The 22580-nt window shown below is 70.5% G+C and carries 21 protein-coding genes; 9 read left to right on the plus strand and 12 right to left on the minus strand.

Going from position 1 to position 22580, the window contains the following annotated elements:
• Window positions 1-38: 38 nt before the first annotated feature.
• From ACFE8Y_RS04870 to ACFE8Y_RS04920, 11 genes are all read right to left on the minus strand, one after another.
• Window positions 39-929 carry a LysR family transcriptional regulator gene (locus tag ACFE8Y_RS04870; protein ID WP_375463262.1) on the minus strand — a complete coding sequence of 297 codons (891 nt, stop codon included), beginning with the start codon at window positions 927-929 and terminating at the stop codon, window positions 39-41.
• A gap of 286 nt (window positions 930-1215) precedes the next feature.
• Window positions 1216-2193: a thioredoxin-disulfide reductase gene (gene trxB / locus ACFE8Y_RS04875; RefSeq protein ID WP_375463263.1), complete on the minus strand. Its 978-nt coding sequence runs from the start codon at window positions 2191-2193 to the stop codon at window positions 1216-1218.
• Window positions 2194-2200: 7 nt separating this feature from the next.
• Window positions 2201-3211 (minus strand): mitochondrial fission ELM1 family protein, encoded by a 1011-nt coding sequence (locus tag ACFE8Y_RS04880; RefSeq protein ID WP_375463286.1) that lies wholly within the window; start codon window positions 3209-3211, stop codon window positions 2201-2203.
• Window positions 3212-3230: 19 nt separating this feature from the next.
• Window positions 3231-3758, minus strand: coding sequence for a hypothetical protein (locus ACFE8Y_RS04885; RefSeq protein ID WP_375463264.1), 528 nt, complete (start codon window positions 3756-3758; stop codon window positions 3231-3233).
• Window positions 3759-3761: 3 nt separating this feature from the next.
• Window positions 3762-4238, minus strand: coding sequence for a transcription elongation factor GreA (greA, locus tag ACFE8Y_RS04890; protein ID WP_375463287.1), 477 nt, complete (start codon window positions 4236-4238; stop codon window positions 3762-3764).
• A 124-nt stretch (window positions 4239-4362) separates the two neighbouring features.
• Complete coding sequence (gene carB / locus ACFE8Y_RS04895) at window positions 4363-7836, minus strand: carbamoyl-phosphate synthase large subunit (RefSeq protein WP_375463265.1); 3474 nt, start codon at window positions 7834-7836, stop codon at window positions 4363-4365.
• Window positions 7837-8012: 176 nt separating this feature from the next.
• Entirely contained in the window at window positions 8013-8390 is a 378-nt protein-coding gene (locus ACFE8Y_RS04900) for a hypothetical protein (RefSeq protein WP_375463266.1), read from the minus strand.
• Between the two features lie 133 nt (window positions 8391-8523).
• Window positions 8524-9501: a cysteine synthase A gene (gene cysK, locus ACFE8Y_RS04905; RefSeq protein ID WP_375463267.1), complete on the minus strand. Its 978-nt coding sequence runs from the start codon at window positions 9499-9501 to the stop codon at window positions 8524-8526.
• Window positions 9502-9740: 239 nt separating this feature from the next.
• Window positions 9741-10835 carry a glycosyltransferase gene (locus ACFE8Y_RS04910; RefSeq protein WP_375463268.1) on the minus strand — a complete coding sequence of 365 codons (1095 nt, stop codon included), beginning with the start codon at window positions 10833-10835 and terminating at the stop codon, window positions 9741-9743.
• Window positions 10836-10880: 45 nt separating this feature from the next.
• Window positions 10881-11045, minus strand: coding sequence for a hypothetical protein (locus tag ACFE8Y_RS04915; RefSeq protein ID WP_375463269.1), 165 nt, complete (start codon window positions 11043-11045; stop codon window positions 10881-10883).
• A gap of 98 nt (window positions 11046-11143) precedes the next feature.
• On the minus strand, window positions 11144-11650 hold the full coding sequence (locus ACFE8Y_RS04920) for an META domain-containing protein (RefSeq protein ID WP_375463270.1): 507 nt from the start codon (window positions 11648-11650) through the stop codon (window positions 11144-11146).
• Window positions 11651-11960: 310 nt separating this feature from the next.
• Here ACFE8Y_RS04920 and ACFE8Y_RS04925 point away from each other — a divergent pair, with 310 nt between their 5' ends.
• From ACFE8Y_RS04925 to ACFE8Y_RS04965, 9 genes are all read left to right on the plus strand, one after another.
• Window positions 11961-12284 (plus strand): multiprotein-bridging factor 1 family protein, encoded by a 324-nt coding sequence (locus ACFE8Y_RS04925; RefSeq protein WP_375463271.1) that lies wholly within the window; start codon window positions 11961-11963, stop codon window positions 12282-12284.
• A gap of 464 nt (window positions 12285-12748) precedes the next feature.
• Window positions 12749-13003: a hypothetical protein gene (locus tag ACFE8Y_RS04930; RefSeq protein ID WP_375463272.1), complete on the plus strand. Its 255-nt coding sequence runs from the start codon at window positions 12749-12751 to the stop codon at window positions 13001-13003.
• Between the two features lie 78 nt (window positions 13004-13081).
• The gene (locus ACFE8Y_RS04935) at window positions 13082-13681 is read left to right on the plus strand and encodes a nitroreductase family protein (protein ID WP_375463273.1); all 600 of its coding nucleotides are present in this window, start codon (window positions 13082-13084) and stop codon (window positions 13679-13681) included.
• Between the two features lie 88 nt (window positions 13682-13769).
• Window positions 13770-15047, plus strand: a complete 1278-nt coding sequence (locus ACFE8Y_RS04940; RefSeq protein ID WP_375463274.1) for a glycosyltransferase family 4 protein — start codon at window positions 13770-13772, stop codon at window positions 15045-15047.
• A 144-nt stretch (window positions 15048-15191) separates the two neighbouring features.
• Window positions 15192-15512: a rhodanese-like domain-containing protein gene (locus ACFE8Y_RS04945; RefSeq protein WP_375463275.1), complete on the plus strand. Its 321-nt coding sequence runs from the start codon at window positions 15192-15194 to the stop codon at window positions 15510-15512.
• Between the two features lie 127 nt (window positions 15513-15639).
• Window positions 15640-16791, plus strand: coding sequence for an efflux RND transporter periplasmic adaptor subunit (locus ACFE8Y_RS04950; RefSeq protein ID WP_375463276.1), 1152 nt, complete (start codon window positions 15640-15642; stop codon window positions 16789-16791).
• Window positions 16792-16892: 101 nt separating this feature from the next.
• Window positions 16893-20090 carry an efflux RND transporter permease subunit gene (locus tag ACFE8Y_RS04955; protein ID WP_375463277.1) on the plus strand — a complete coding sequence of 1066 codons (3198 nt, stop codon included), beginning with the start codon at window positions 16893-16895 and terminating at the stop codon, window positions 20088-20090.
• 129 nt (window positions 20091-20219) lie between these two features.
• Complete coding sequence (locus tag ACFE8Y_RS04960) at window positions 20220-21230, plus strand: SDR family oxidoreductase (protein ID WP_375463278.1); 1011 nt, start codon at window positions 20220-20222, stop codon at window positions 21228-21230.
• 64 nt (window positions 21231-21294) lie between these two features.
• Window positions 21295-22158, plus strand: coding sequence for an MBL fold metallo-hydrolase (locus ACFE8Y_RS04965; protein WP_375463279.1), 864 nt, complete (start codon window positions 21295-21297; stop codon window positions 22156-22158).
• Between the two features lie 28 nt (window positions 22159-22186).
• Here the strand turns inward: ACFE8Y_RS04965 and ACFE8Y_RS04970 are convergent.
• Window positions 22187-22580: glycoside hydrolase family 19 protein (locus ACFE8Y_RS04970; protein ID WP_375463280.1), on the minus strand; the 394-nt coding region annotated here is incomplete at its 5' end.

Here is a 22580-nt window from a genome sequence, read left to right on the forward strand (position 1 = left end):
GACGCCCCCATCCTTGAGGTGTGTGCCTGGAACTGATGTCAGTACGTCCAGCGTTGCGCCTTCGACACGAGGAAGTCGCGAAAGGCCTGGACGCGGGCGACCGAGCGCATTTCCTCGGCGTAGACGAGGTAGCTCTCCAGCGTCGGCATGTCACTCTCACGCAGCACCTGGACAAGGTGGGCGTCGCCGTCGACGGCATAGTCCGGCAGGATGCCGATGCCGACGCCGGTCTCCATCGCGCGCTGGAGGGCGCCGATGTTGTTGACGGTGAAGTGGACTGGCCGGCGCTCGCGGCCCTCGCGTCCGACATCGGCGAGCCAGTGGGCGGCCAGCAGGTAGGATGGCTCGTTGCCGCCGAAGGAGACGAGGCGGTGGTCGTCGAGGTCGTTCACGCTCTTCGGCTCGCCGAAGCGCTTGATGTAATCCTGGCTGGCGAAGGCGTGGTAGTGGACGGTGAAGAGCCGGCGCTGGATCAGGTCGGGCTGAGCCGGGCGGCGCATGCGGATCGCGACGTCGGCCTCGCGCATGGCGAGGTCGAGTTCCTCGTTGGTCAGGACCAGCTCGATGCGCACGTCCGGGTAGAGGTCGAGGAACTCGGCGACGCGCTGGGCGAGCCACGCGGTGCCCAGGCCCACCGTGGTCGTCACCTTGAGGTCGCCGGACGGGCGCTCGCTGGTCTCGACGAGGCGGGCCTTGGTGTTCTCCAGGCGCAGCTTCATGTCGCGCGCGGCCCGGAACAGCAGGTCGCCTTGCTCGGTGAGGATCAGGCCGCGGGCGTGGCGGTGGAACAGCGGCGCCTTGAGTTCGCGCTCCAGGGCACTGATCTGGCGGCTCACCGCCGATTGGCTGAGCCCGATGTCGTCGCCGGCCCGGGTGAAGCTGCCGGCCTCCGCCACGTTGAGGAAGATCCGGATCTTGTCCCAATCCACGGCGAGACTCCCTCACGCACACGCTCGCGCCATCCTTCATGCCACCCGGCAAGACGGCGCTGGCCGGTGCTCACGATCCGTCGTTCGATCGCGGTGCACGTCGCGCGATGTCGAAGGCGACGAGCCTGCGTCGGTCCTGCGCTCATCGCGCGCCACTCATGCGGTGCAGGCATGGTGAGACGCAAGGCGCCCGGCGAAGAAAGTGTTGACAGATCGGCGGTACGGGCCGCGCTTCCTCGTCCGCATCGTTCCGGTCCGCCGGCCCCGCCCGCGAGCGCGGCCGGATTTATTCGGCGGCGGCACGGGCCGGGCTCTCGCCGATCTCCAGGTTGGCGAGGTACTTCTCCGCCTCCAGCGCCGCCATGCAGCCCATGCCGGCCGCGGTGATCGCCTGCCGGTAGACGTCGTCGGTGACGTCGCCCGCCGCGAACACGCCGGGGATCTCGGTCTCCGCGGTGCCGGGCCGGACGCTGAGATAGCCGCCGTGGCGCATCGCGAGCTGGCCCGCGAAGATTTCGGTGGCCGGCTTGTGCCCGATCGCGACGAAGACCCCGTCGACCGGCACCTCGCTCGAAGCACCCGTCCGGGTGTCCCTGAGGCGCAGGTGCGTGACGCCGGGCGCCGGCTTCGTCACGCCGCAGATCTCCTCGATCTCCTGGTTCCACAGCACCTCGACGTTCGGGTGCTTGAACAGGCGCTCCTGGAGGATCCGCTCGGCGCGGAACGCATCGCGGCGATGGATCACCGTGACCTTCGCAGCCAAGTTGGCGAGGTAGAGGGCCTCCTCCACCGCGGTGTTGCCGCCGCCGACGACGGCCACCGGCTTGCCGCGGAAGAAGAACCCGTCGCAGGTGGCGCAGGCCGAGACGCCGCCGCCCTGGAACTTCGCCTCGGACGGAATGCCGAGCCACTTCGCCTGGGCGCCGGTGGCGATGATCAGCGCGTCGCAGGAATAGGTCTCGCCCGAGTCGGCCTCCAGCCGGAAGGGGCGCGCCTTGAGGTCGACCTTCGTGATGTACTCGGACAGGATCGTCGTGCCGACGTGCTCGGCCTGGAGCCGCATCTGTTCCATCAGCCAGGGCCCCTGGATGCTCTCGGCGAAGCCCGGATAGTTCTCGACATCAGTGGTGATCATCAACTGGCCGCCGGGCTGGAAGCCGGAGATCAGCAGCGGCTTCACCATGGCGCGCGCGGCGTAGACCGCGGCCGTGTAGCCGGCCGGGCCCGAGCCGACGATCAGCAGCTTGGCATGGGTGTGGGCCATCGCGTCCTCACTCCTTCGCGGGTTCGCCCGCGCGCATCGACCGGAAGGCCGCGTAGGCCCGGGCGAGCGCCTGGGCGATCACCGGGGTCGCGTCGATCGGGGGATAGGCCAGCACTTCCAAACGCCCGGTGAAGGGCCGCAGCGCTCCCGCCATCGCCAGCCCGGCGAACATCCGCCGATGCCGGATATAGGTACGCGGCAGGTCGAACAGCAGGACCGGCGCCCCGGTGCTCACCGCCTCGCTGACCATGTTGGCGGAATCGGAGGTGACGACGACGGCGTCGGCTTGGGCCAACATCGCGACGTAGGGGTTGTCGCCGACGCCGTCCCAGAGGAAGCCGCCGGTCTCGGCCACCAGCGCCTTGACCGCGTCGCGGAGCGGATCGGGGGTACGCCGCGAGACGGTCACCATCAGCCGGCAGCCGGTGCGGGCGAGCTTGTGCAGGTCGTCCACCAAGCGAACCATGTCGAGCTTGCGGTAGCTCAGGTGCCGGCTGTCGCCGCCGATCAGCACCGCCACCCGCGGGCCCGCCAGCGCCGCGAGGCGCGGATCGGGCCGGGCGCGGGCGGCCGCCAGCCGCCCGGCGGTGACGAGGTGGGGCGCCGTCAGCGTCGTGAAGACGCCGGGGCCGCGCAGGTCGTCGTAGTCCGGCACCCAGATGAAGTCGGCGCTGTCGTGGCCGGTCCGCGGGTCCTTGAGGAAGGCAGTGAAGGTGCGCGGCGCGGCACGGCGCATCGCGCGCAGGTAGGGCACCGAGCGGCGGCCGGAGGCGATCAGGAGGTCGGGGTAGGGGCCGGCGAGCGCGCCGCGGCTGGTGTAGGGGCCCTCGCGGGGGTCGATCGGTCCCCACGGCGCGGTCCAGCCGAACGGCCCCCGGGCCGGCACGCGCCGGACCTCGAAGGGCAGGCCCAGGGTCTCGGCGATCCCGACGCACTGGTTCTCGTCGCCGGCCTTGCCGTCGGTGACGATCCAGGCCCGGGCGTCGGACAGGGGCGGGCGGGCCGCAACGGACGGCATCTCCAGGGGCCCGCTCACGTCAGTCGACGGGCAGGTTGCGGCGCAGCCAAGCCGCATAGATGTCGGCGATGGCCGTGACCCGGCGGCGCTCCGAGGCCGGGTCGTACCACGCCCCGCCGAGGCTCGCGGGCGTCGCCGTGAGCTGCGGGTGCCGGCCGAGCACCGCGCCGTCGCGGGCCACGAGAAGGGCCTCGCCGTCGAGGTAATCGTTCTGCGTGCCGCCACTGAGACCGGAGCGACCGCCGCCGCTCTCGCCGCCTGCGTAGGGACGCAGGGAGAAGCCGCGGATCAGCACCACGAGGCTCAAGGCGCGGCCACCGATCCGATCGCCGAACCGGCTGCGCAGCGCGGTGGTGAGGTCGGCCCGCAACGCCTCGGCCTGGGCCCCCGCACCGAGGGCGACGAGCGGGCGCACGTCGACGCGCACGTCGGCGAGGCGCTCACCCCTCAGGCTCGGGAAATCCTGCTTCGGGAAGTCCTGCGCCCCCGCGGGCGCGGCGAGGCCCAGGGCGCCGAGGAGGGCGGCGACCCAGCGTGCGGCGGTCACGCCTCAGGACCCGTACCGGACGCCGACCACCTCGTAGGACTTGCCGCCGCCCGGCGTCGTGACCTCGACGGTGTCGCCGACGCCCTTGCCGATCAGCGCGCGGGCGATCGGCGAGGTGATCGAGACCCGGCCCGAATGCACGTCGGCCTCGGGCTCGCCGACGATCTGGTAGGTCTTCTCCTCCTCGGTATCGTCGTCGACGAGCTTCACGGTCGCGCCGAACTTGATCTTGTCGCCCGAGAGCTTGGCCACGTCGATGATCTCGGCGCGCGAGATCATGCTTTCGAGTTCGAGCACGCGGCCCTCGTTGTGGGACTGCGCCTCCTTGGCGGCGTGGTACTCGGCGTTCTCGGACAGGTCGCCGTGGGCGCGCGCCTCGGCGATCGCGGCGACGATGCGCTGGCGCTCCACCTGCTGACGGTGCTTCAGCTCCTCCTCCATGGCTGCGAAGCCGCGGATCGTGATCGGAACCTTGTCAATCGCCATCGTCTCACGCCAATGAAGAGGCCCGGCCGGGAGCGGTGCCGCTCCCTCCGGGCCGGATTGATAGGCTTTCAAAGCCCTACGCGCCGCCGGCACGAAACGTGCTCGCCGCTCACGTGGCTCAGGCCGCGAAGTAATCCTGCAAAGGGCGGACCTGAAGGTCGCCTTCGAGGTAGGCCTTGATCCCCTCGGTCGCCGCCATCGCGCCGGCCAGAGTGGTGTAGTACGGCACTTTATGCAAGAGGGCCGCCCGGCGCAGCGAGCGTGAGTCGGACAGCGCGCCCGCCCCCTCGGTGGTGTTGAGGACGAGCTGGATATCGCCGTTCTTGATCGAATCGACCACGTGGGGCCGCCCCTCCAGCACCTTGTTGACGCGCTCGCAGGCGACCCCGTTCTCCACCAGGAAGCGCTGCGTGCCCCCCGTCGCCAGGATCGCGAAGCCGAGTTCCGACAGGAGCCGGATCGAGGGAAGGATGCGGGCCTTGTCGCCGTCGCGCACCGACACGAACACGGTGCCGGAGCGCGGCACCTTCGTGCCGGAGCCGAGCTGGCTCTTGGCAAACGCCACGCCGAAGCCGGCGTCGAGCCCGATCACCTCGCCGGTGGAGCGCATCTCGGGTCCGAGCAGCACGTCGACGCCGGGGAAGCGCGCGAACGGGAACACCGCCTCCTTGACCGCGATGTGGGCGAGCGCCTTCCGCTTCAGCCCGAAGGACGCCAGCGGCTCGCCGGCCATCACGCGGGCGGCGATCTTGGCGATCGGCTCGCCGATCACCTTGGCCACGAACGGCACGGTGCGCGACGCGCGCGGGTTCACCTCCAGCACGTAGATCGCGCCGTCCTTAATCGCGTACTGCACGTTCATCAGGCCGCCCACGCCGAGGGCGAGCGCCATCGCCTTCGTCTGGCGTTCCAGTTCGGCAATGACCTCCGGCGAGAGCGAGCGCGGGGGCAGCGAGCAGGCCGAATCGCCGGAATGGATGCCGGCCTCCTCGATGTGCTCCATGATGCCGGCGATGAAGACGTCGCGGCCATCGCAGACCGCGTCCACGTCGATCTCGACGGCGTCCGACAGGTAGCGGTCGAACAGCAGCGGGTTCTTGCCCAGCACCGTGTTGATCTGACCGGTCTTGTCGTTGGGGTAGCGCGCCTTGACCTCGGAGGGGATCAGGCTCGGCAGGGTGTCGAGGAGGTAGTCGGCAAACTGCACCTCGTCGCGGATGATCGCCATAGCGCGGCCGCCCAGCACGTAGGAGGGCCGCACCACGAAGGGCAGGCCGAGATCGGCCGCGACCATCCGGCCCTGCTCGACCGAGTAGGCGATGCCGTTCCGGGGCTGCTTCATCCCGAGCTTGTCCAGGAGCCGCTTGAACTGGTCGCGGTCCTCGGCCAGATCGATCGCGTCCGGCGAGGTCCCGAGGATCGGCACGCCCGCGGCCTCCAGCGCGCGGGCGAGCTTCAGCGGCGTCTGGCCGCCGAACTGGACGATGACCCCGTGGAGATGACCTGCCTGCCGCTCGGTCTCGATGATCTCGAGCACGTCCTCCTGCGTCAGCGGCTCGAAGTAGAGCCGGTCGGAGGTGTCGTAGTCGGTCGAGACCGTCTCCGGGTTGCAGTTGACCATGATGGTCTCGTAGCCGGCCGCCGACAGGGCGAAGCAGGCGTGGCAGCAGCAATAGTCGAACTCGATGCCCTGGCCGATCCGGTTCGGGCCGCCGCCGAGGATGATGATCTTGCGACTTCCCGTCGGCTGGGCTTCGTCGGCGACAGTGCCTGCGAAGGGCGCGACGTAGGTCGAGTACATGTAGGCGGTCGGCGCCTTGAACTCGGCGGCGCAGGTGTCGATCCGCTTGAAGACGGGCCGGACGCCCAAGCCCCGGCGCGCGTCGCGCACGGCCTGCTCCTCGGTGCCGGCGAGCACGGCCAGCCGCGCGTCGGAGAATCCCGCCGCTTTGAGCTGGCGGAAGGCGCCGGGCGTCCCGGGCAGGCCGTGGGCCTTCACCCGGTTCTCCAGGTCGATGATGCCCTGCAACTGCTCCAGGAACCACGGATCGATCCGGCACGAGGCGTGGACCTCGGCGTGGCTCACCCCGAGACGGAGCGCCTGCGCGACGTTGAGCAGCCGGTCCGGCGTCGGCGTGCCGATCGCCGCCTTGATCGCGTTGTGGTCGTCGCCTTTCCCCAAGCCCTCGATCTCGATCTCGTCGAGGCCGGTCAGCCCCGTCTCCAGCGAGCGCAGGGCCTTCTGGAGGGATTCGGCGAAGCACCGGCCGATCGCCATGGCCTCGCCGACCGACTTCATCGCGGTGGTCAGCGTCGGCTCGGCGCCGGGAAACTTCTCGAAGGCGAAGCGCGGGATCTTGGTGACGACGTAGTCGATCGTCGGCTCGAACGAGGCCGGTGTCGCGCCGCCGGTGATGTCGTTGGCGATCTCGTCCAGCGTGTAGCCGACGGCGAGCTTGGCCGCGACCTTAGCGATCGGGAAGCCGGTGGCTTTCGACGCCAGGGCGGAAGAGCGCGACACCCGCGGGTTCATCTCGATCACGATCATCCGGCCGGTGGCCGGGTCGATGGCGAACTGCACGTTCGAGCCGCCGGTCTCGACGCCGATCTCGCGGAGCACCGCGAGAGAGGCGTCGCGCATCACCTGATATTCCTTGTCGGTGAGCGTCAGCGCCGGGGCGACGGTGATCGAGTCGCCGGTGTGGACGCCCATCGGGTCGATGTTCTCGATGGAGCAGACGATGATGCAGTTGTCCGCGCGGTCGCGGACGACCTCCATCTCGTACTCCTTCCAGCCGAGCACCGATTCCTCGATCAGGACCTCGTTGGTCGGCGAGGCGTCGATGCCGCGCTCGACGATGTCGAGGAACTCCTCGCGATTGTAGGCGATGCCCCCGCCGGTGCCGCCCATGGTGAAGGACGGCCGGATGATCGCGGGCAGGCCGACCTCGGCGAGCGCGATCAGCGCCTGACCCAGCGCGTGCTCGACGTAGCGCTTGCGCCGGTCGCCCTCGGCCGAGTGCCATTTCTTCTCGAAGGCCGCGAGCGCGGCGCTGCGCGCCTCGCCCTCGGGCGTGGCCGCCTCGATCCGCGCGATCTCGGCACCGCGCTTCTCGCGGTCGGCCTTCTTGATCGCCGAGGCGTTGGCCAGCTCCGATTTCGGGGTCTCCAGCCCGATCCGGGTCATCGCGTCGCGGAACAGGTGGCGATCCTCGGCCTTGTCGATGGCCTCGGCGGTCGCACCGATCATCTGCACGCCGTACTTCTCCAGCACGCCCATGCGCTGGAGCGAGAGCGCGCAGTTCAGCGCGGTCTGGCCGCCCATGGTCGGGAGAATGGCGTCGGGACGCTCCCGCTCGATGATCTTGGCGACGATCTCCGGCGTGATCGGCTCGACGTAGGTCGCGTCCGCCATGTCCGGATCGGTCATGATGGTGGCGGGGTTCGAGTTCACCAGGACGATGCGATAGCCCTCCTCGCGGAGCGCCTTGCAGGCCTGGGTGCCGGAATAGTCGAACTCGCACGCCTGCCCGATGATGATCGGCCCCGCGCCGATGATCAGGATCGAGGAGATGTCGGTGCGCTTCGGCATCGGAGGCCTTGTATACGCCCGCGCGCGCCCGACCGCGCAGCCCGTGATCGGGGCGGCACGGTCGGGCGCATGCGGCGGAAGTGTTGTCGAGCCTCGCGTCTACACGCAGCCGGGGGCGTTTGAAAGGGCGGCTCGGGCGCGCCCGGTGCGGGCCGGACGCCCAGTCGGCGCGGCCCTCAGAGGCCGGCGTAGAGGGCCGCGACCGCCCGGTCGATCGAGAGGTAGAACACCCCGAAGGCGACGAGCGCCGCGAGCGCGAACTCGACGGCGACGTTCGACAGGGTCTGGGACCGGCGCAGCATCTCGCGGCCGAAGACGAGCGAGACGAAGGCCAGCGTCAGCAGGGCCGGCATCACGAACAGGAACGAGACGGTGCTCTCGATGCGCTCCGATCCGGCGACGGGATCGATGACGGCCCGGATGTTGCGCACCCAGGGGGCGTAGCATGCGGCGTAGAGCGTCGTGAGCCACGACAGGCCCACCGCCACGCCGAGATGGAAGGTGAAGATGCGGTGCAGGCGGGTAAAGTCGTCGCGCGCGTCGTCGAAGGTCATCCGGCAGCCCCGTTCGTCGGCAATCAGCCCGCCGACGATCGTTGAGGCATCGTCGTTAACGGGCGGTTGATGCGGGGATGCCGGCCAATCCGGCGTTTTTTGTGACGCCGGGCTCAAGGCCGGCGCCGCGCGCTCAGCCGATGCCCTCGAACAGCGCCGACGAGATGTAGCGCTCGGCAAACGAGCAGGCGATCGTGACGATGCGCTTGCCCTTGAACTCCGGCCGGCCCGCGAGTTCGAGGGCGGCGGCGACGTTGCCGCCCGTGGAGATGCCGCCCGGAATGCCCTCCAGCCGGGCGAGTTCGCGGGCGGTCTCGAAGGCGGTCTGGTTCGAGACCGTCAGCACGCCGTCGATGACCGCGCGGTCGAGGTTGTCCGGGATGAACCCGGCCCCGATGCCCTGGATCTTGTGGGGCCCGGGCTGGCCGCCGGAGATGACGGGCGAATCGACCGGCTCCACCGCGAAGACCTTGAGGTTCGGCAGCCGGGGCTTCAGCACCTCGCCGACGCCGCTGACGGTGCCGCCGGTGCCGACGCCGGCCACGAACGCGTCGAGGTGGCCGTCCGTGTCGTTCCAGATCTCTTCCGCCGTGGTCTTCCGGTGGATCTCGGGGTTGGCCGGGTTCGAGAATTGCTGCGGCATCACCGCCCCGGGGAGCTCGGCGAGCAATTCCTCGGCCTTGGCGATGGCGCCCTTCATGCCCTGCGGGCCGGGGGTGAGCGCGAGCTCGGCGCCGAGGAAGGCCAGCATCTTGCGCCGCTCCAGCGACATCGTCTCGGGCATCACCAGGATCAGGCGGTAGCCGCGGGCGGCGGCGACGAACGCCAGCGCGATGCCGGTGTTGCCCGAGGTCGGCTCGATCAGCGTGCCGCCGGGCTGCAAGCGGCCGGAGGCTTCCAGCGCGTCGATCATGTTGACGCCGATGCGGTCCTTCACGCTGGCGATCGGGTTGAAGAACTCGAGCTTCAGCAGGATCTCCGCGTCGATGCCGCGGGCCTGCGGCAGGCGGTTGAGGCGTACCAGCGGCGTGTTGCCGATCGTCTCGGTGATCGAGCCGTAGACCCGGCCGTGGCCGGCCTTGCGGGCTTGGGTGTCGGTGGCGTGCGGCATCGTGCGAATCTCCTGGTCTAGCTGGCGGGGTCGTGCCGCGGCGTGCCGCGCGGGGGCCGCGGCCGGTCGTGTGGGGAGCCGGGATACAGGGTGCGCGGGACCGGAGCAATCGGCCCAAGTGCCGGCTGGGACACTTCTTTTCTCCATCCCGGCGGCCGTTCCGGCGATGATGGAAGATCGCCGCTGCGGGTGCATCGTTTCGGGAAAGATCGTTCTTCGGACCGCGAAGGCGTGCCGCGTCAGACCTCGGCGCCGGCGTCCCGCCACGCGGCGAGGAACCGGTCGGCCATGGTGTCCGGGCCGAACGCCGCAGCGATGCGCGCCCGGGCCGCGTGCCCCGCGGCGCGGCGCGCCTCCGGGGACAGTCCGGCGACGGCCGCGAGCGCGGCGGCGAGCGCGTCCGGCGCGCCCGGCCGGACCAGGGCGCCGAGGTCATCGAGGATCAGGCCGGCATCGCCGACGTCGGTCGCCACCGGCACCAGCCCGGCGGCCATGCCCTCGGCGAGCGCGTTCGAGAAACCCTCGCCGAAGGCCGAGGACGAGACGACGAGGTCGGCGGCGGCGTAGATCTCCGCGATGTCGTCGCGGCGGCCCAGGGCGCGGGCGTTGCCCGGGCGCGCCAGCGCCTCGGTGCCGGCGCCGCACAGCAGGAAGACGATCGTCGGCACCCGTGCGGCGGCCGCGAGCAGCCCGGCATGGTCCTTCATCGGGTCGACCCGCGCCGCGTGGACCGCGACGACGGCGTCCTCGCTCAGGCCCAGAGCCATCCGCATCCGCGCCCGCGCCGCCGGGTCCGGCCGGAAGCGGTCGGTGTCGATGCCGTTGGCGATCACCGCGAGGCGGCGGGGACGGTAGCCCTGGGCGAGGTGGAAATCGGCGCCCGCGCGGCTGTTCGAGATCACGAGGCCGGGCCAGCGCGACAGGCGGGCACTGACGGCCAGGAGCCGCCCGTAGCGGGCGTGGTCGATGTCGGAGTTGCGCAGGCCCCAGGCCAGCAGCGTGCCCCGCGGCGCACCGGCGAGGCGGTGGATCGCGGCCGCGCATAGGTCGCCGTGATAGAGCCAGCCCTGCAGCACCGCGGGCCGGAGTCGACGGACGAGGCGCGTCAGCGCCAGGGCGCAGGCGGCCGCGCCGACAACCCCGCGCGGCGCGCACGAGTGGACCGCGACGCCGAGGCCTTCGAGGACGGCGACGTTCGGTCCCCCGGCCGTCAGGCTGACGACGTGCTGGGGCACGCCGCGGGCGATGAGCGCCCGGCAGAGCGCCACCAGCATCGTCTCGGCGCCGCCGGTGCGCAGCCCGGAAATAACGTGGAGGACGGGGCGGGCGGTCACGCGCGCCGCCCGGGGTGCCGGGGCCTCGGCGGCGCGCCCGAGGCCTCAGCCCGCGCGCGCGCCGAGGAGCAGGAGGATCGCCAGGAGCGGCGCCGCGGTCGCGAGCCACAACGCGCCCGCGTGCGCGCTGCGCGGCGCGACGTAGCGCGAGGCCTCCCGCGTGCCGCCGCGGCGCGTCGCTGCGCGCTCGAACCCGATCCTGCCCGCCATCCGCCGCCCCGCCGCTGATCCCGAGCGGAGTGGGCGCCTGCGCGCCTCAAGGCCGGATGAATCCGGCGGCCGTGCCTCGCGGTGTGGTCAACGGCGGCTTAAAGCGCGCGGTCGAACTTCAGCTCGCCGTTCGGGCTCTTCAGCACGAGCTGCGAGCCGACCATGTCCCACTGCGCGGCCGTGCGCAGCGCCACGAAGTAGGCCTGCTCGGTGGCGGCCAAGCCCTTCTCGCAGGCCTTCTTGGTCAGCGCGAGGGGACCGACCGCGAGGTGCTGCTCCTTCAGGGGAAAGGCCGTGGCCGCGAAGGTGTTGCAGCCGCCGTAGCCGCGGGCGCGGTACTGCTTGTCGATGATGAAGCTCGGCCGGTCGCTGCCGCCGAAGGGCTTGCCGTTGATGCTGACCGCGGTCCAGGTCGAGTCGAGCGGGAAGATCTTCTCCGAGGCCTTCGCCGAGGGGATGTACTGCTCCTTCTTCTCCTCGCCGCCGGGGCGGCGCGCGCCCTTGCCGAAGCCGCTCATGCTCGGGCTCTGGGCCGGCGCCTCGGTGGCGCTCAGGCCGAGCGCGCCGGCGGCGCAGGTCAAGGCGGCGATCAGCAACGGTCTCATGGTACCCCCTCCATCCTCGCGTTCGGGGCGCCGCCTCACGTCATCTTGGCGGTGCGGAAGAGCCAATCCGATAAGATTTCAGCGCAATTGTGGTCAAACCGGCCGCGTGCGCCTCCATGGACCGGACCGCTAACCGCCCGCGGGTCGGAAACGATTCGGCGCCCGTCGCCGTTGTCTAGGGAGCTCTCCGTCGAAGTGGACGCCGGTTCGGCGTAAGAGAGCGCGTTGAAACAAAGACTTAGAGCCGTGCTCGATTGCAACGCGATCGGGCACGGCTCTGGCGGCGGCAGGGCACCTGAGAGAGATCGGCTTGGCGGGATCGGACGAGGGCGGGCAGAGCGGTGCGGTCGGGGCGCCCATGAGCCCGGCGCAATCGCGCGGCGCGCGCGGGCTGCTCGGCTGGTCGGAGGCCGACCTCGCCGCCAAAGTCGGGTTCGGCGAGGACTTCGTCCGCGCCTTCGAGGCCGGCCACGGTGATCCGCCGCCCGGTCAGATCGACGCCCTGCGCAGCGTGCTGATGGCGGTTGGCGCGGTCTTCACCGGCAGCGAAGCGAACGGCGTGCGGCTCGATTCCCAGGCCGGAGGCAGCGAAGGCACCCGCCTCGACGGCCTGACGACTGAGAACGACCGCTAGGATCGATCCTGAACGCCTGCCTCGGCACGCCTTCGTGCCCGGCATCGACGAGGCCGAGAGCGAAGCCGATCAGCAGGGCCGGCGACGCGCTTCGCATGAGAGAGCCGTGCCCGATCGCGTTACGACCGGGCACGGCTCTCAGTCTCTGTTTTAACGCGCTCTCTTACGCTGAACCGGCGTCCACTTCGGCGGAGAGCGCTCTAAGCAGACTCGCGTTGGCAGGCCAACGCTTCGTCCGCTTAGATCCTTGTTTTGCCGCAGGTTTTTGTCGGAAAACCGCGGGTCACTTTTCCGAAACCTGCTTAGTTCTCCAAGATCGTGATGCGTGCGATCCCGAGGCACGGTTTTCGTCGAACGCTCGGCGCAAATCTCGTGCTTCCGAGCGTGCGCCCGTGTCGCGTTTATCGCTGGCGCCCGGCGGCGCACGATCCCGACGTCGATCAGGTCCCGCGCGGAGTGCGTCCATGGAGGATTACAAGGCGGACCTCAGGCACAGACTCCGAGAGATGGAGGTCGCGACGGGGGATGCGGCCGCAGCCTGCCTGCCGGGTCTGCTGGCGCGCCTGCGCCACCACGAGGCACGGGTCTCGGGCAATCGCCTGCTCGGGCTCTACCGGCGATGGCGCATCCGCCGCCTCGCCCACGCCGTCGGCGAGGCGCGCTGGCACGTCGAGCAGGGTCGCCTCGCCCGCATGGGCGGCCTCGCCGGGCGCCGGTAGCGGACCCGTTTGCGCAAGACCCCACACCTCGTGCAAAGCGTCGATCTCCCATCGAACCGCCATCGAAAGACCACGCCCGTGACCGCAGAGACCCCGCGCCGGCCCGACCACGCGATCGATCCGCTCTTCCTCGAGCGCCACTCGCCCCGCGCCTTCACCGGGGAGGCGGTTCCGGAATCGGAGCTGATGCGGATGTTCGAGGCGGCGCGCTGGGCGCCCTCGTCCTACAATTCGCAGCCGTGGCGCTTCCTCTACGCGCTCCGGGACGACGCGCACTGGGAGACGTTCTTCGGGCTGATCCTGCCCGGGAACCAGAAGTGGGTGCAGGACACCGGCGCCATCGTGTTCATCGTCTCGAGCGAGCGCATGAAGGTCGGCGACGACCTGAAGCCGTCGCCGAGCCACGCCTTCGACGCGGGCGCCGCCTCCCTCGCCCTCCAGCTCCAGGCCATCCGGCAGGGCTGGCACGCCCACGGCATGGGCGGGTTCGATCGCGAGCGCGCGGTCGCGGTGCTGAACGTGCCCGAGCACCATCGGATCGAGGCGGCCTACGGCATCGGCCGGGCGGTGGCGCTCGCCGACCTCGACGAGGCGCGGCGCGCCAAGGAGGCGCCGAACGGGCGCCGCCCGATCACCGACTTCGTCCGCGCCGGCGGGTTTCCCGCTGCGGCCGGCTGAGCGGCGGCGCCGGGCCGCCGCGGGTGGTCCCGGACGGCGCGGGCGGGTAACACCCGGCGCGGTCGCGAGCGGGCCGCACCGGAGGACCATGACGACACGGCCGATCGCCTTCGACCTCACCCGCCTCCTCACCCGCCTGCGCCATCCGAGCCCGTCCGGCATCGACCGGGTCGATCTCGCCTACGCCCGCCACGTTCTGAGCGGGGAGGGAAGGCGCTTCGGCCTGGTCTCGACCGCGCTGGGGCCCCGCATCCTCGATCGCTCCAAGGCCGCCCGGATCGTCGAGGCCGTGGCCGCGGGCTGGACCGAGGACGTGGACGCGGGCCGGGACCCGGTTTACCGGCGGCTCGAGGCGCGCCTCGCCGGCCGGCCGACGCCCGCCCCGGACGGCAGGGCCGCGGCCTCCGACGCCCTCCGGCGTCGGCGCATCCAGGCGGCCACCGTGCTCGGGGCGCTCCGGGGGACGCCGGTCTCAGGCCTGCCGGCGGGCAGCCTTTACCTGCACACCTCGCACCTGCGCCTCGACCGGCCCGAGCGCTTCGACTGGCTCTACACCCGCCGCGACGTGCGGCCGGTCTTCTTCGTCCACGACCTGATCCCGATCACCCATCCCGAGTACGGCCGGCCCGGCGAGGCCGCGCGGCACGCGGTCCGGATGCGGACGATCGGGCGCCATGCCGCGGCCATCGTGGTGAATTCGGCCGATACGGGGGCGCGCACCCTGCGCCACCTCGCGTACGCCGGCTTCGGCCCGCGTCCCGTCGCGGTCGGGCACCTCGGCGTCGAGCCGGCCTTCGCGGGGGAGGGGCCGCGCTTCACGCCGGACCGCCCGACCTTCCTCGTCTGCGGCACCATCGAGCCGCGCAAGAACCACCTGCTCCTGCTCCAGCTCTGGCGGGCGCTCGCCGGGCGCCTCGGGCCGGAGACGCCCCGCCTCGTGCTCGTCGGTCGGCGGGGCTGGGAGGCCGAGAACATCGTCGACATGCTGGAGCGCTGCGCGGCGATCCAGGACTGCGTCGTCGAGGTCTCCGGCCTGTCGACGCACGGGCTCGCCGCGCTGATGCGGAGCTGCACCGCGCTGCTGATGCCCTCCTTCACGGAAGGCTACGGCATCCCGATCGTGGAGGCGGCGGCCGCCGGCATGCCGGTCGTCGCCTCCGACATCGCCGTCCACCGCGAGGTCGGAGGCCGCTTCGCGCACTTCCTCGACCCGCTCGACGGCGTGGGCTGGATGCGGGCCGTGGAGGCCCTGAGCCGTCCGGACGCGCCGCTGCGGACCGAGCTCGCCGCGGGTCTGTCCGACTATCAGGCCCCGACCTGGGACGCGCACTTCGCGCGGGTCGACGCGCTGCTCGCCGATCTCTGAACCGGCGCCCGTGTTGCGCCGGGTCCGGCTGACGAATAAGGGAAAGCGTCAGCCGGTCGGCGGTCCGTTCCCGCGAGGCCTGCCGGCCGCCTCCGGCCGAGGCGTGATCGGGACGGGCGAACTCTCATGCAAGGAGATCAGCCGATGCGCGTCGTCGACCTCGACCGGGAAGCGGTGAAGCAGGGTCTCTCGGACGGCTCGATGCTGGTGATCGACGTGCGCGAGCCGCACGAGTACGAGAGCGGCCACATTCCCGGCTCAGTGACGCACCCGCTCTCGACCTTCGACCCGGCGGCGGTCGCCGACCTGATCGCCCATGACGGGCGCCGCCCGGTCTTCTCCTGCGGCTCCGGCGTCCGCTCGGTCCACGCCCTGAACGCGATGCAGGGCACGGGGCTCGGCCTGGAGGAGCACTACAAGGGCGGCTACCGCGACTGGTCCGCCGCCGGTGAGCCGGTTGCGTAGACCCGATTCGATCCGATCGGCCGCCCAGGCGGGGCACGTCGCGGGGGCCGCCATCTGTCTCGCCATGTGTGCTTGCGCACGAGCGATCCGGTGCCGAAGGATTAACGCCGCCGGCGCAAGGGACCCCATGATGCGCACGTACACGGCCGGCACGTACCGGTTCGCAAGCCTCGTCGCGGTCGCGACCGCGCTGGGCGCGCTCCAGGCATCCGCCCAGGCCCCGGGCGGGCCGCCGCCGAAGGTCACGGTCGCCAAGCCCGTGGTGCGCGAGATCGTCGAGCAGGACCAGTTCACCGGCCGCTTCGACCCGATCGAGTTCGTCGAGGTGCGGGCGCGGGTGACCGGCTACATCGAGAAGATCAACTTCCAGGACGGCGCCACGGTGAAGAAGGGCGACGTGCTCTTCGTCATCGACCGGCGGCCCTACAAGGCCGCCCTGGAGCAGGCGCAGGCCTCGCTCACGTCGGCCAAGGCCCGGCTGTCGTTCTCGCAGACCGACCTGGAGCGCGCCCAGACCCTGTCGAAGGGCGGCAACATCTCAGAGCAGGTCACCGACCAGCGGCGCCAAGCCTCGCAGACCGCGCAGGCCGACGTCGACAGCGCCGAGGCGGCGCTCCGCAACGCGCAGCTCAACTACGACTTCTCCGAGGTGAAGTCGCCGATCGCCGGCCGCATCAGCCGGCGCCTCGTCACCGAGGGCAACATCGTCATCACCGACCAGACGATGCTGACGACGATCGTCTCCCTCGATCCGATCTACTTCGGCTTCACCGTCGACGAGAAGTCGTTCCTGAAGTACCAGGGCTCGCTCGGCATCGGCATGGGCGAGACTCAGCGCGGCAAGGGCGTGCCGATCCTGATCGCCCTGTCGGGCGAGGCCAAGCCCACCCGCAAGGGCACCCTCGACTTCGTCGACAACCGCGTCGACGACGCCACCGGCACGGTGCTCCTGCGCGCCACCGTCGAGAACGCCGACGGCTTCATCAAGCCGGGCCTGTTCGGCACCGTCTCGATGCCGGCCACGAAGCCGGCCCGCGGCATCCTCCTCCCGGACGAGGCGGTGGCCGCCAACCAGGACAAGCGCGTCGTCTACGTGGTCGCCGAGGATGGGGCGGTCGCTGCCAAGGACGTCAAGCTCGGGCCCAAGGTCGATGGGTACCGCCTGATCCGCGAGGGGCTCAAGGGCGACGAGACGGTGGTGGTCAACGGCACGTCCCGCGTGCGTCCCGGCGCCAAGGTCACGCCGGAATCGACCACGCTGCCCGAGCGCCGGACGTGAGACCGACCGGGACCTGAACGCGCCGCGCCCCGCCGGCGCGGCGCCATGGACGACGCAGGCTGCCGGCCCCGCCCGGGGTGCGGCGCCGAGAGGTTTGACCGATGCGTTTTGCCCACTTCTTCGTCGACCGGCCGATCTTCGCGTCGGTGACGTCGATCGTCTTCCTGATCCTGGGCTACGTCGCCTACGCCTCGCTGCCGGTCTCGCAGTACCCCGAGATCGTGCCGCCGACCGTCACCGTGCGCGCGAGCTTTCCCGGCGCCAACGCCGAGACGGTGGCCGCCACCATCGCGACGCCGATCGAGCAGGAGGTCAACGGCGTCGACAACATGCTCTACATGACGTCGCTGTCGACCAACGACGGCAACATGCTGCTCACCGTCACCTTCAAGGTCGGCACCAACCTCGATATCGCCAACGTGCTGGTGCAGAACCGGCTCTCGGTGGCCCAGCCCCGCCTGCCGCCGGACGTGCGCAACCTCGGCGTCACCGTGCGCAAGGCCTCCCCCGACCTGATGCTGGTCGTGCACCTGCTCTCGCCGAACCGGACCTACGACCAGAACTACCTCGCCAACTACATCTACCTCAACGTTCGCGACGAGATGCTGCGGCTCGACGGCGTCGGCGACATCACGATCTTCGGCGGCAACGAGTACGCCGAGCGCATCTGGCTCGACCCGAACAAGCTCGCCTCCTACGGCCTCTCGACCACCGACGTGACCCTGGCGCTGCAGGAGCAGAACGTGCAGGTGGCCGCCGGCGCCCTGAACTCGCCCCCGGCCAAGACCGGCGAGGCGTTCCAGCTCGTCGTGCAGTCCCAGGGGCGCTTCCAGACGCCGGAGGAGTTCGCCGACGTCATCGTCAAGGCGGCCGGCGGCCGCTTGGTCCGCATCAAGGACGTTGCCCGCACGGAGATGGGCCAGAAGGACTACACGACGAACTCCTTCCTCAACGCGACGCCCGCCGTCGGCATCGGCGCGTTCCAGCGGCCCGGCACCAACGCGCTCGCCGCGGCGGCCTCCGTCAAGAACGTGATGGAGAACCTGAAGAAGAACTTCCCGCCCGACGTCGAGTACCGCATCGCCTACAACCCGACCGAGTTCATCGAGGAGTCGATCCAGGAGGTCTACAAGACCCTGTTCGAGGCGGTCGGCCTCGTCGTGATCGTGATCCTGGTGTTCCTCCAGAGCTGGCGCACGGCGCTCATCCCGGTGATCGCGATCCCCGTGTCGCTGATCGGCACCTTCGCGGCCATGGCGGCCTTCGGCTTCTCGCTGAACAATCTGACCCTGTTCGGGCTCGTGCTCGCCATCGGCATCGTGGTCGACGACGCCATCGTCGTGGTCGAGAACGTCGAGCGCAACATGGCCGAGGGCCTCTCGCCGGGCGAGGCCGCGCACAAGACCATGGACGAGGTCGGAAGCGCGGTCGTCGCCATCGCGCTGGTGCTGGCCGCGGTGTTCATCCCGACCGCGTTCATCCCCGGCATCTCGGGCCAGTTCTACAAGCAGTTCGCCCTGACCATCGCCGCCTCGACGGTGATCTCGGCCTTCAACTCGCTGACCCTGTCGCCGGCGTTGTGCAAGATCCTGCTCGTGCCCCACCACGCCCGCAAGGCGCCGAAGTTCTTCCTGACCCGCTTCGTCGTCTGGCTCGGCAACCTGTTCAACCGCGGCTTCGACGCGCTGGCCAGCGGCTACGCCCGCATCGTCCACGGGCTGACCGCTTACGCCATAGGCATCGTCGCCGTGATGGTGTTCTACGGCTTCGTCATCTTCGGCACGATCTACCTCGCGCAGACGACGCCGACGGGCTTCATTCCGGACCAGGACCAGGGCTACCTGATCGGCGTCGTCCAGTTGCCGTCCGGCGCCTCCCTCGACCGGACGACGGACGCCGTCAACCGGGCGGCGGCCGAGGCGCGCAAGATCGACGGGGTCACCAACACCGTCATCATCGCCGGCTTCGACGGCGCGACCTTCACCAACACCACCAACTCGGGCGTGATGTTCATCACGCTCTCGGGCGCCAAGGAGCGCGCGGTGCACGGGCGCAGCGCCGCGGTCATCACCGGCGACGTGCTCAAGGCGACGGCCAGCATCCAGGAGGCGCGGGTCATCGTGATCCCGCCCCCGCCGGTGCGCGGCCTCGGCAGCGGCGGCGGCTTCAAGATGCAGGTCGAGAGTCGCCAGTCGTCGGCGATCGGGCCGCTGCTCGCGGCGGTCGGCGAGGTGCTCGGGCAGGCCAACCAGAGCAGCGACGTGCAGCGGGTGTTCACGACCTTCAGCAACGACACGCCACAATACTACCTCGACATCGACCGCACGATCGCGCGCATGCTCAACGTGCCGCTCGCCAACGTCTTCGCCTCGCTGCAGGCGGATCTCGGCGGCACCTACGTCAACGACTTCAACACGCTCGGCCGCATCTACCAGGTGCGCCTCCAGTCGGATGCCGGCTACCGGGCCTCGCTGCAGGACATCTCCCAGATCAAGGTGCGCTCCTCCACGGGCGCGCTGGTGCCGCTGGGCACGCTCGCCAACGTGCGCGACGTGGCCGGGCCGCAGATCGTGCAGCGGTTCAACCTGTTCTACTCGGTGCCGGTGCAGGGCGTGGCCAAGCCCGGCGTCTCGACGGGACAGGCCCTCGACGCGATGGAGGCCATCGCCGCCAAGGCCCTGCCGGAGGGCTACGCCTACGACTGGACCGAGATCGCCTACCAGCAGAGGGCGGCCGGCAACACCGCGGTCTACGTGTTCGCGTTGGGCATCCTGCTCGTGTTCCTCGTGCTGGCCGCGCAGTACGAGTCCTGGACGCTGCCGCTGGCGATCCTGATGGTGGTGCCGACGGGCGTGCTCGCCGCGCTCGCCGGGGTGCAGTTGCGGGGACAGGACAACAACATCCTCACCCAGATCGGGCTGATCGTGCTGATCGGGCTGGCTGCCAAGAACGCGATCCTGATCGTCGAGTTCGCCCACGACATCGAGGGCGTCGAGCAGAAGGGTCCGGTCGACGCGGCGGTGCAGGCCTGCCGCCTGCGCCTTCGCCCGATCCTGATGACGGCCTTCGCCTTCATCCTCGGCGTGCTGCCGCTCGTCGTCGCCACGGGCCCGGGCGCCGAGATGCGGCAGGCGCTCGGCACCGCGGTGTTCTTCGGGATGATCGGCGCGACCTTCTTCGGCCTGTTCCTGACGCCGGTCTTCTACGTGATGATCCGCAACATCGCGATCTGGGTGAGGCGCAAGCGCGGCCGGACGCCGGATGCCGGGTCGGGTCACGGGGCGCCTGCACATGCTTGAGCCTGCGGCCCGTGTCGTTCGGGCACGGCGTGTCGTTTGGGCACGGCGTGTCGTTTGGGCACGCCGGGCCTCGCGCAACCCACCGGGGCACGGCCCCGTTGCCGCTGAAGTTCTCCATCGGGGCGGAGCATGGCACGGGTCGCAGTTGTTACGGGAGGCAGCGCCGGCATCGGGCTCGCCACAGCCCACCTCTTCGCCGCCCGCGGCTGGGCGGTCGCCGTCATTGCCCGCGACGAAGCGCGGTTGCGCGCGGCGGAGGTTGCGCTCGCGGCCTACGGCCGGCCGGTGCTCGCGATCTCGGCCGACGTCGCGGATGCCGAGGCGGTCGACGCCGCCGCCGCCCGCGTCGAGCGGGACCTCGGGCCGATCCGCGCCTGGGTGAACAACGCCATGTCGACGGTGGTGAACCCTGCCGACCGGATCACGCCCGCCGAGTACCGGCGCGTCACCGAGACGACCTATCTCAGCCAAGTCTACGGCACGCTCGCCGCCCTGCGCCACATGAAGCCGCGCAACCGCGGCGCCATCATCCAGGTCTCGTCCGGGCTCGGCATCCGCGCGGCGCCGCTCCAGGCGCCGTACTGCGCGGCCAAGTTCGCCGTCACCGGCTTCACCGACGCGCTCCGCTGCGAGCTGATCCATGACAAGGTCGACGTCTCGCTCAGCGTGATCTACCTGCCCGCCGTCAACACGCCGCAGTTCGACTGGGCGCGCAACCGCACCCGCCACGGCCAGAACGCCCCCGACCCGGTGTTCGACCCGCGGCTCTGCGCCGAGGCGATCCTGTACGCGGTCGAGAAGCCGCGCCGCGAGGTCTGGGTCGGGCGCACGGCGGTGATGATGGCCGCCGCGCAGGCGCTGGTGCCGGGCTTTGCCGACCGCAAGGCCGCGCAGATGTGGCCGCAGCAGATGACGGCGGATGCCCTGCCGGATCGGGCCGGAAACCTCGATGCGCCGGTCCCGGGCGATGTCGGCATCGACGGCCGCTTCACGGCGCGCACCAAGCGCACCCGGACCGAGTTCTGGACGAGCCGCGAGCGCGACCTCCTGGTCGCCGGCCTCGCGGGCGTCGTCCTCGTCGGGCTGGCGGGCGCCGCAGCCATCGCCAGCGCCCCGCGGCGCCTGCTTCCGCGCCTCTGACGGGCTGCGTTCAGGCCGCGTCGCTGATAGGGGTGAGCCGACGCGGGAGACATGAGGAGACGACGTGCCCGGTTACCTCCCCTTCGCGGGCGCCCTCGATCTGCCGGCCTACGTCTGCGACAATTGCGGCTTCTGGCAGCGGCACTTCGAAACTCCGCCCTCCTGCCCGATGTGCCTCGACGCCCGCCACGTGGTGCCCCAGGACGGCTGGCGGTTCTGGAGCCGGCGGGAGGCGCAGGCGCGCTTTCCCTGCCACTGGCAGGAGTTGGAGCCCGGTATCTGGCGGTTCTGGAACGAGCCGGTCTCGGGCATCGGCCCGTCGAGCTACCTGATCCGCACGCCGCACGGCAACATGGGCTTCGAGGGCTGCCCGGTCTTCAGCGAGGCGGCGCTCGACCACATCGAAGCCTTGGGCGGGATGCAGATGCTCTCGGCCTCCCACCCGCACGCCTACGGCGCGCTCGTGCAGTTGCAGGATCGCTTCGATCCGGAACTATGCCTGCCGGCCGCCGACTTCACCTGGAGCGCGGCGCTCCAGGTCTCCTGGCCCTACGACGACTTCCTTGAGCCGTTGCCGGGCTTGGAACTGCACCGGACCGCCGGCCACTTCGACGGCCACGCCGTCCTGCTCGATCGTTCGCGAAAGATCTGCTTCTGCGGCGACGCCCTGAAGTTCGAACTGGACCCGGGCGATGTCCGCCGCGCTACGACGATCTCGGCCCACAAGGCGTTCGTGCGCGGCGTGCCGCTGACGGTGAACGAACTACGCCGCTATCGCGACGTGTTCGCCCGCCTCGACTTCACCCAGACCTGGACCCCGTTCGAGTCGGCCGCCAATTGCGGCCGGGGCGAGGTTCTGGCCCTGATCGACGGGATGCTGGCGAGCCGGCCGCACGCGGCGCCGGTGCCGCTGGAGGGGCTGCGCTGAGTCACAGGGCCTCCCGGTCGGCGGCCGATCAGACCGTGTAGCTGACGGCACCGTAGTAGGCGAGTCCGTAGCTCGAGATCAGCTGGGCCTTGTCGGTGCCATTGATGATGCGCCTGGCGTTCACCCAGTCTTCCTTTGTTCCACTGAAGTAGTCCGAGAATTTCCTGCCGGTGAAGGTGCCGAGCTTCATGCCGTCGAACAAGATCTTGGACGCGACACTCGCATCGAGTGCCAGATCGGGATTGCCGACAAGATCCACGTTGAGTCGCCTCGCCCAATCCTGGTAATTGGACCGCCCGGTGAGCTGGACGTAGCCCCGGCCGTGGAACCTCGCTCCGTCGCCGGCTTGCGTGTTGCCGAGCCTCTTATACCAACGGCGGGCTACACTGACACGTTTGCCCAATCGCGTGCGGCGATGGATG

It is taken from the genome of uncultured Methylobacterium sp. (genome assembly GCF_964242245.1).
In the GTDB taxonomy this organism is placed as follows: Bacteria; Pseudomonadota; Alphaproteobacteria; order Rhizobiales; family Beijerinckiaceae; genus Methylobacterium.

What these genes read in the sequence shown, in the direction of transcription:
- ACFE8Y_RS04915 (WP_375463269.1), bottom strand. Translation starts at nt 11,045, where the DNA reads ATGGCGGGCAGGATCGGGTTCGAGCGCGCAGCGACGCGCCGCGGCGGC.
- ACFE8Y_RS04940 (WP_375463274.1), top strand. Translation starts at nt 13,770, where the DNA reads ATGACGACACGGCCGATCGCCTTCGACCTCACCCGCCTCCTCACCCGC.
- ACFE8Y_RS04900 (WP_375463266.1), bottom strand. Translation starts at nt 8,390, where the DNA reads ATGACCTTCGACGACGCGCGCGACGACTTTACCCGCCTGCACCGCATC.
- ACFE8Y_RS04930 (WP_375463272.1), top strand. Translation starts at nt 12,749, where the DNA reads ATGGAGGATTACAAGGCGGACCTCAGGCACAGACTCCGAGAGATGGAG.
- ACFE8Y_RS04955 (WP_375463277.1), top strand. Translation starts at nt 16,893, where the DNA reads ATGCGTTTTGCCCACTTCTTCGTCGACCGGCCGATCTTCGCGTCGGTG.
- cysK (WP_375463267.1), bottom strand. Translation starts at nt 9,501, where the DNA reads ATGCCGCACGCCACCGACACCCAAGCCCGCAAGGCCGGCCACGGCCGG.
- ACFE8Y_RS04950 (WP_375463276.1), top strand. Translation starts at nt 15,640, where the DNA reads ATGATGCGCACGTACACGGCCGGCACGTACCGGTTCGCAAGCCTCGTC.
- ACFE8Y_RS04920 (WP_375463270.1), bottom strand. Translation starts at nt 11,650, where the DNA reads ATGAGACCGTTGCTGATCGCCGCCTTGACCTGCGCCGCCGGCGCGCTC.
- trxB (WP_375463263.1), bottom strand. Translation starts at nt 2,193, where the DNA reads ATGGCCCACACCCATGCCAAGCTGCTGATCGTCGGCTCGGGCCCGGCC.
- ACFE8Y_RS04960 (WP_375463278.1), top strand. Translation starts at nt 20,220, where the DNA reads ATGGCACGGGTCGCAGTTGTTACGGGAGGCAGCGCCGGCATCGGGCTC.
- ACFE8Y_RS04945 (WP_375463275.1), top strand. Translation starts at nt 15,192, where the DNA reads ATGCGCGTCGTCGACCTCGACCGGGAAGCGGTGAAGCAGGGTCTCTCG.
- carB (WP_375463265.1), bottom strand. Translation starts at nt 7,836, where the DNA reads ATGCCGAAGCGCACCGACATCTCCTCGATCCTGATCATCGGCGCGGGG.
- ACFE8Y_RS04880 (WP_375463286.1), bottom strand. Translation starts at nt 3,211, where the DNA reads ATGCCGTCCGTTGCGGCCCGCCCGCCCCTGTCCGACGCCCGGGCCTGG.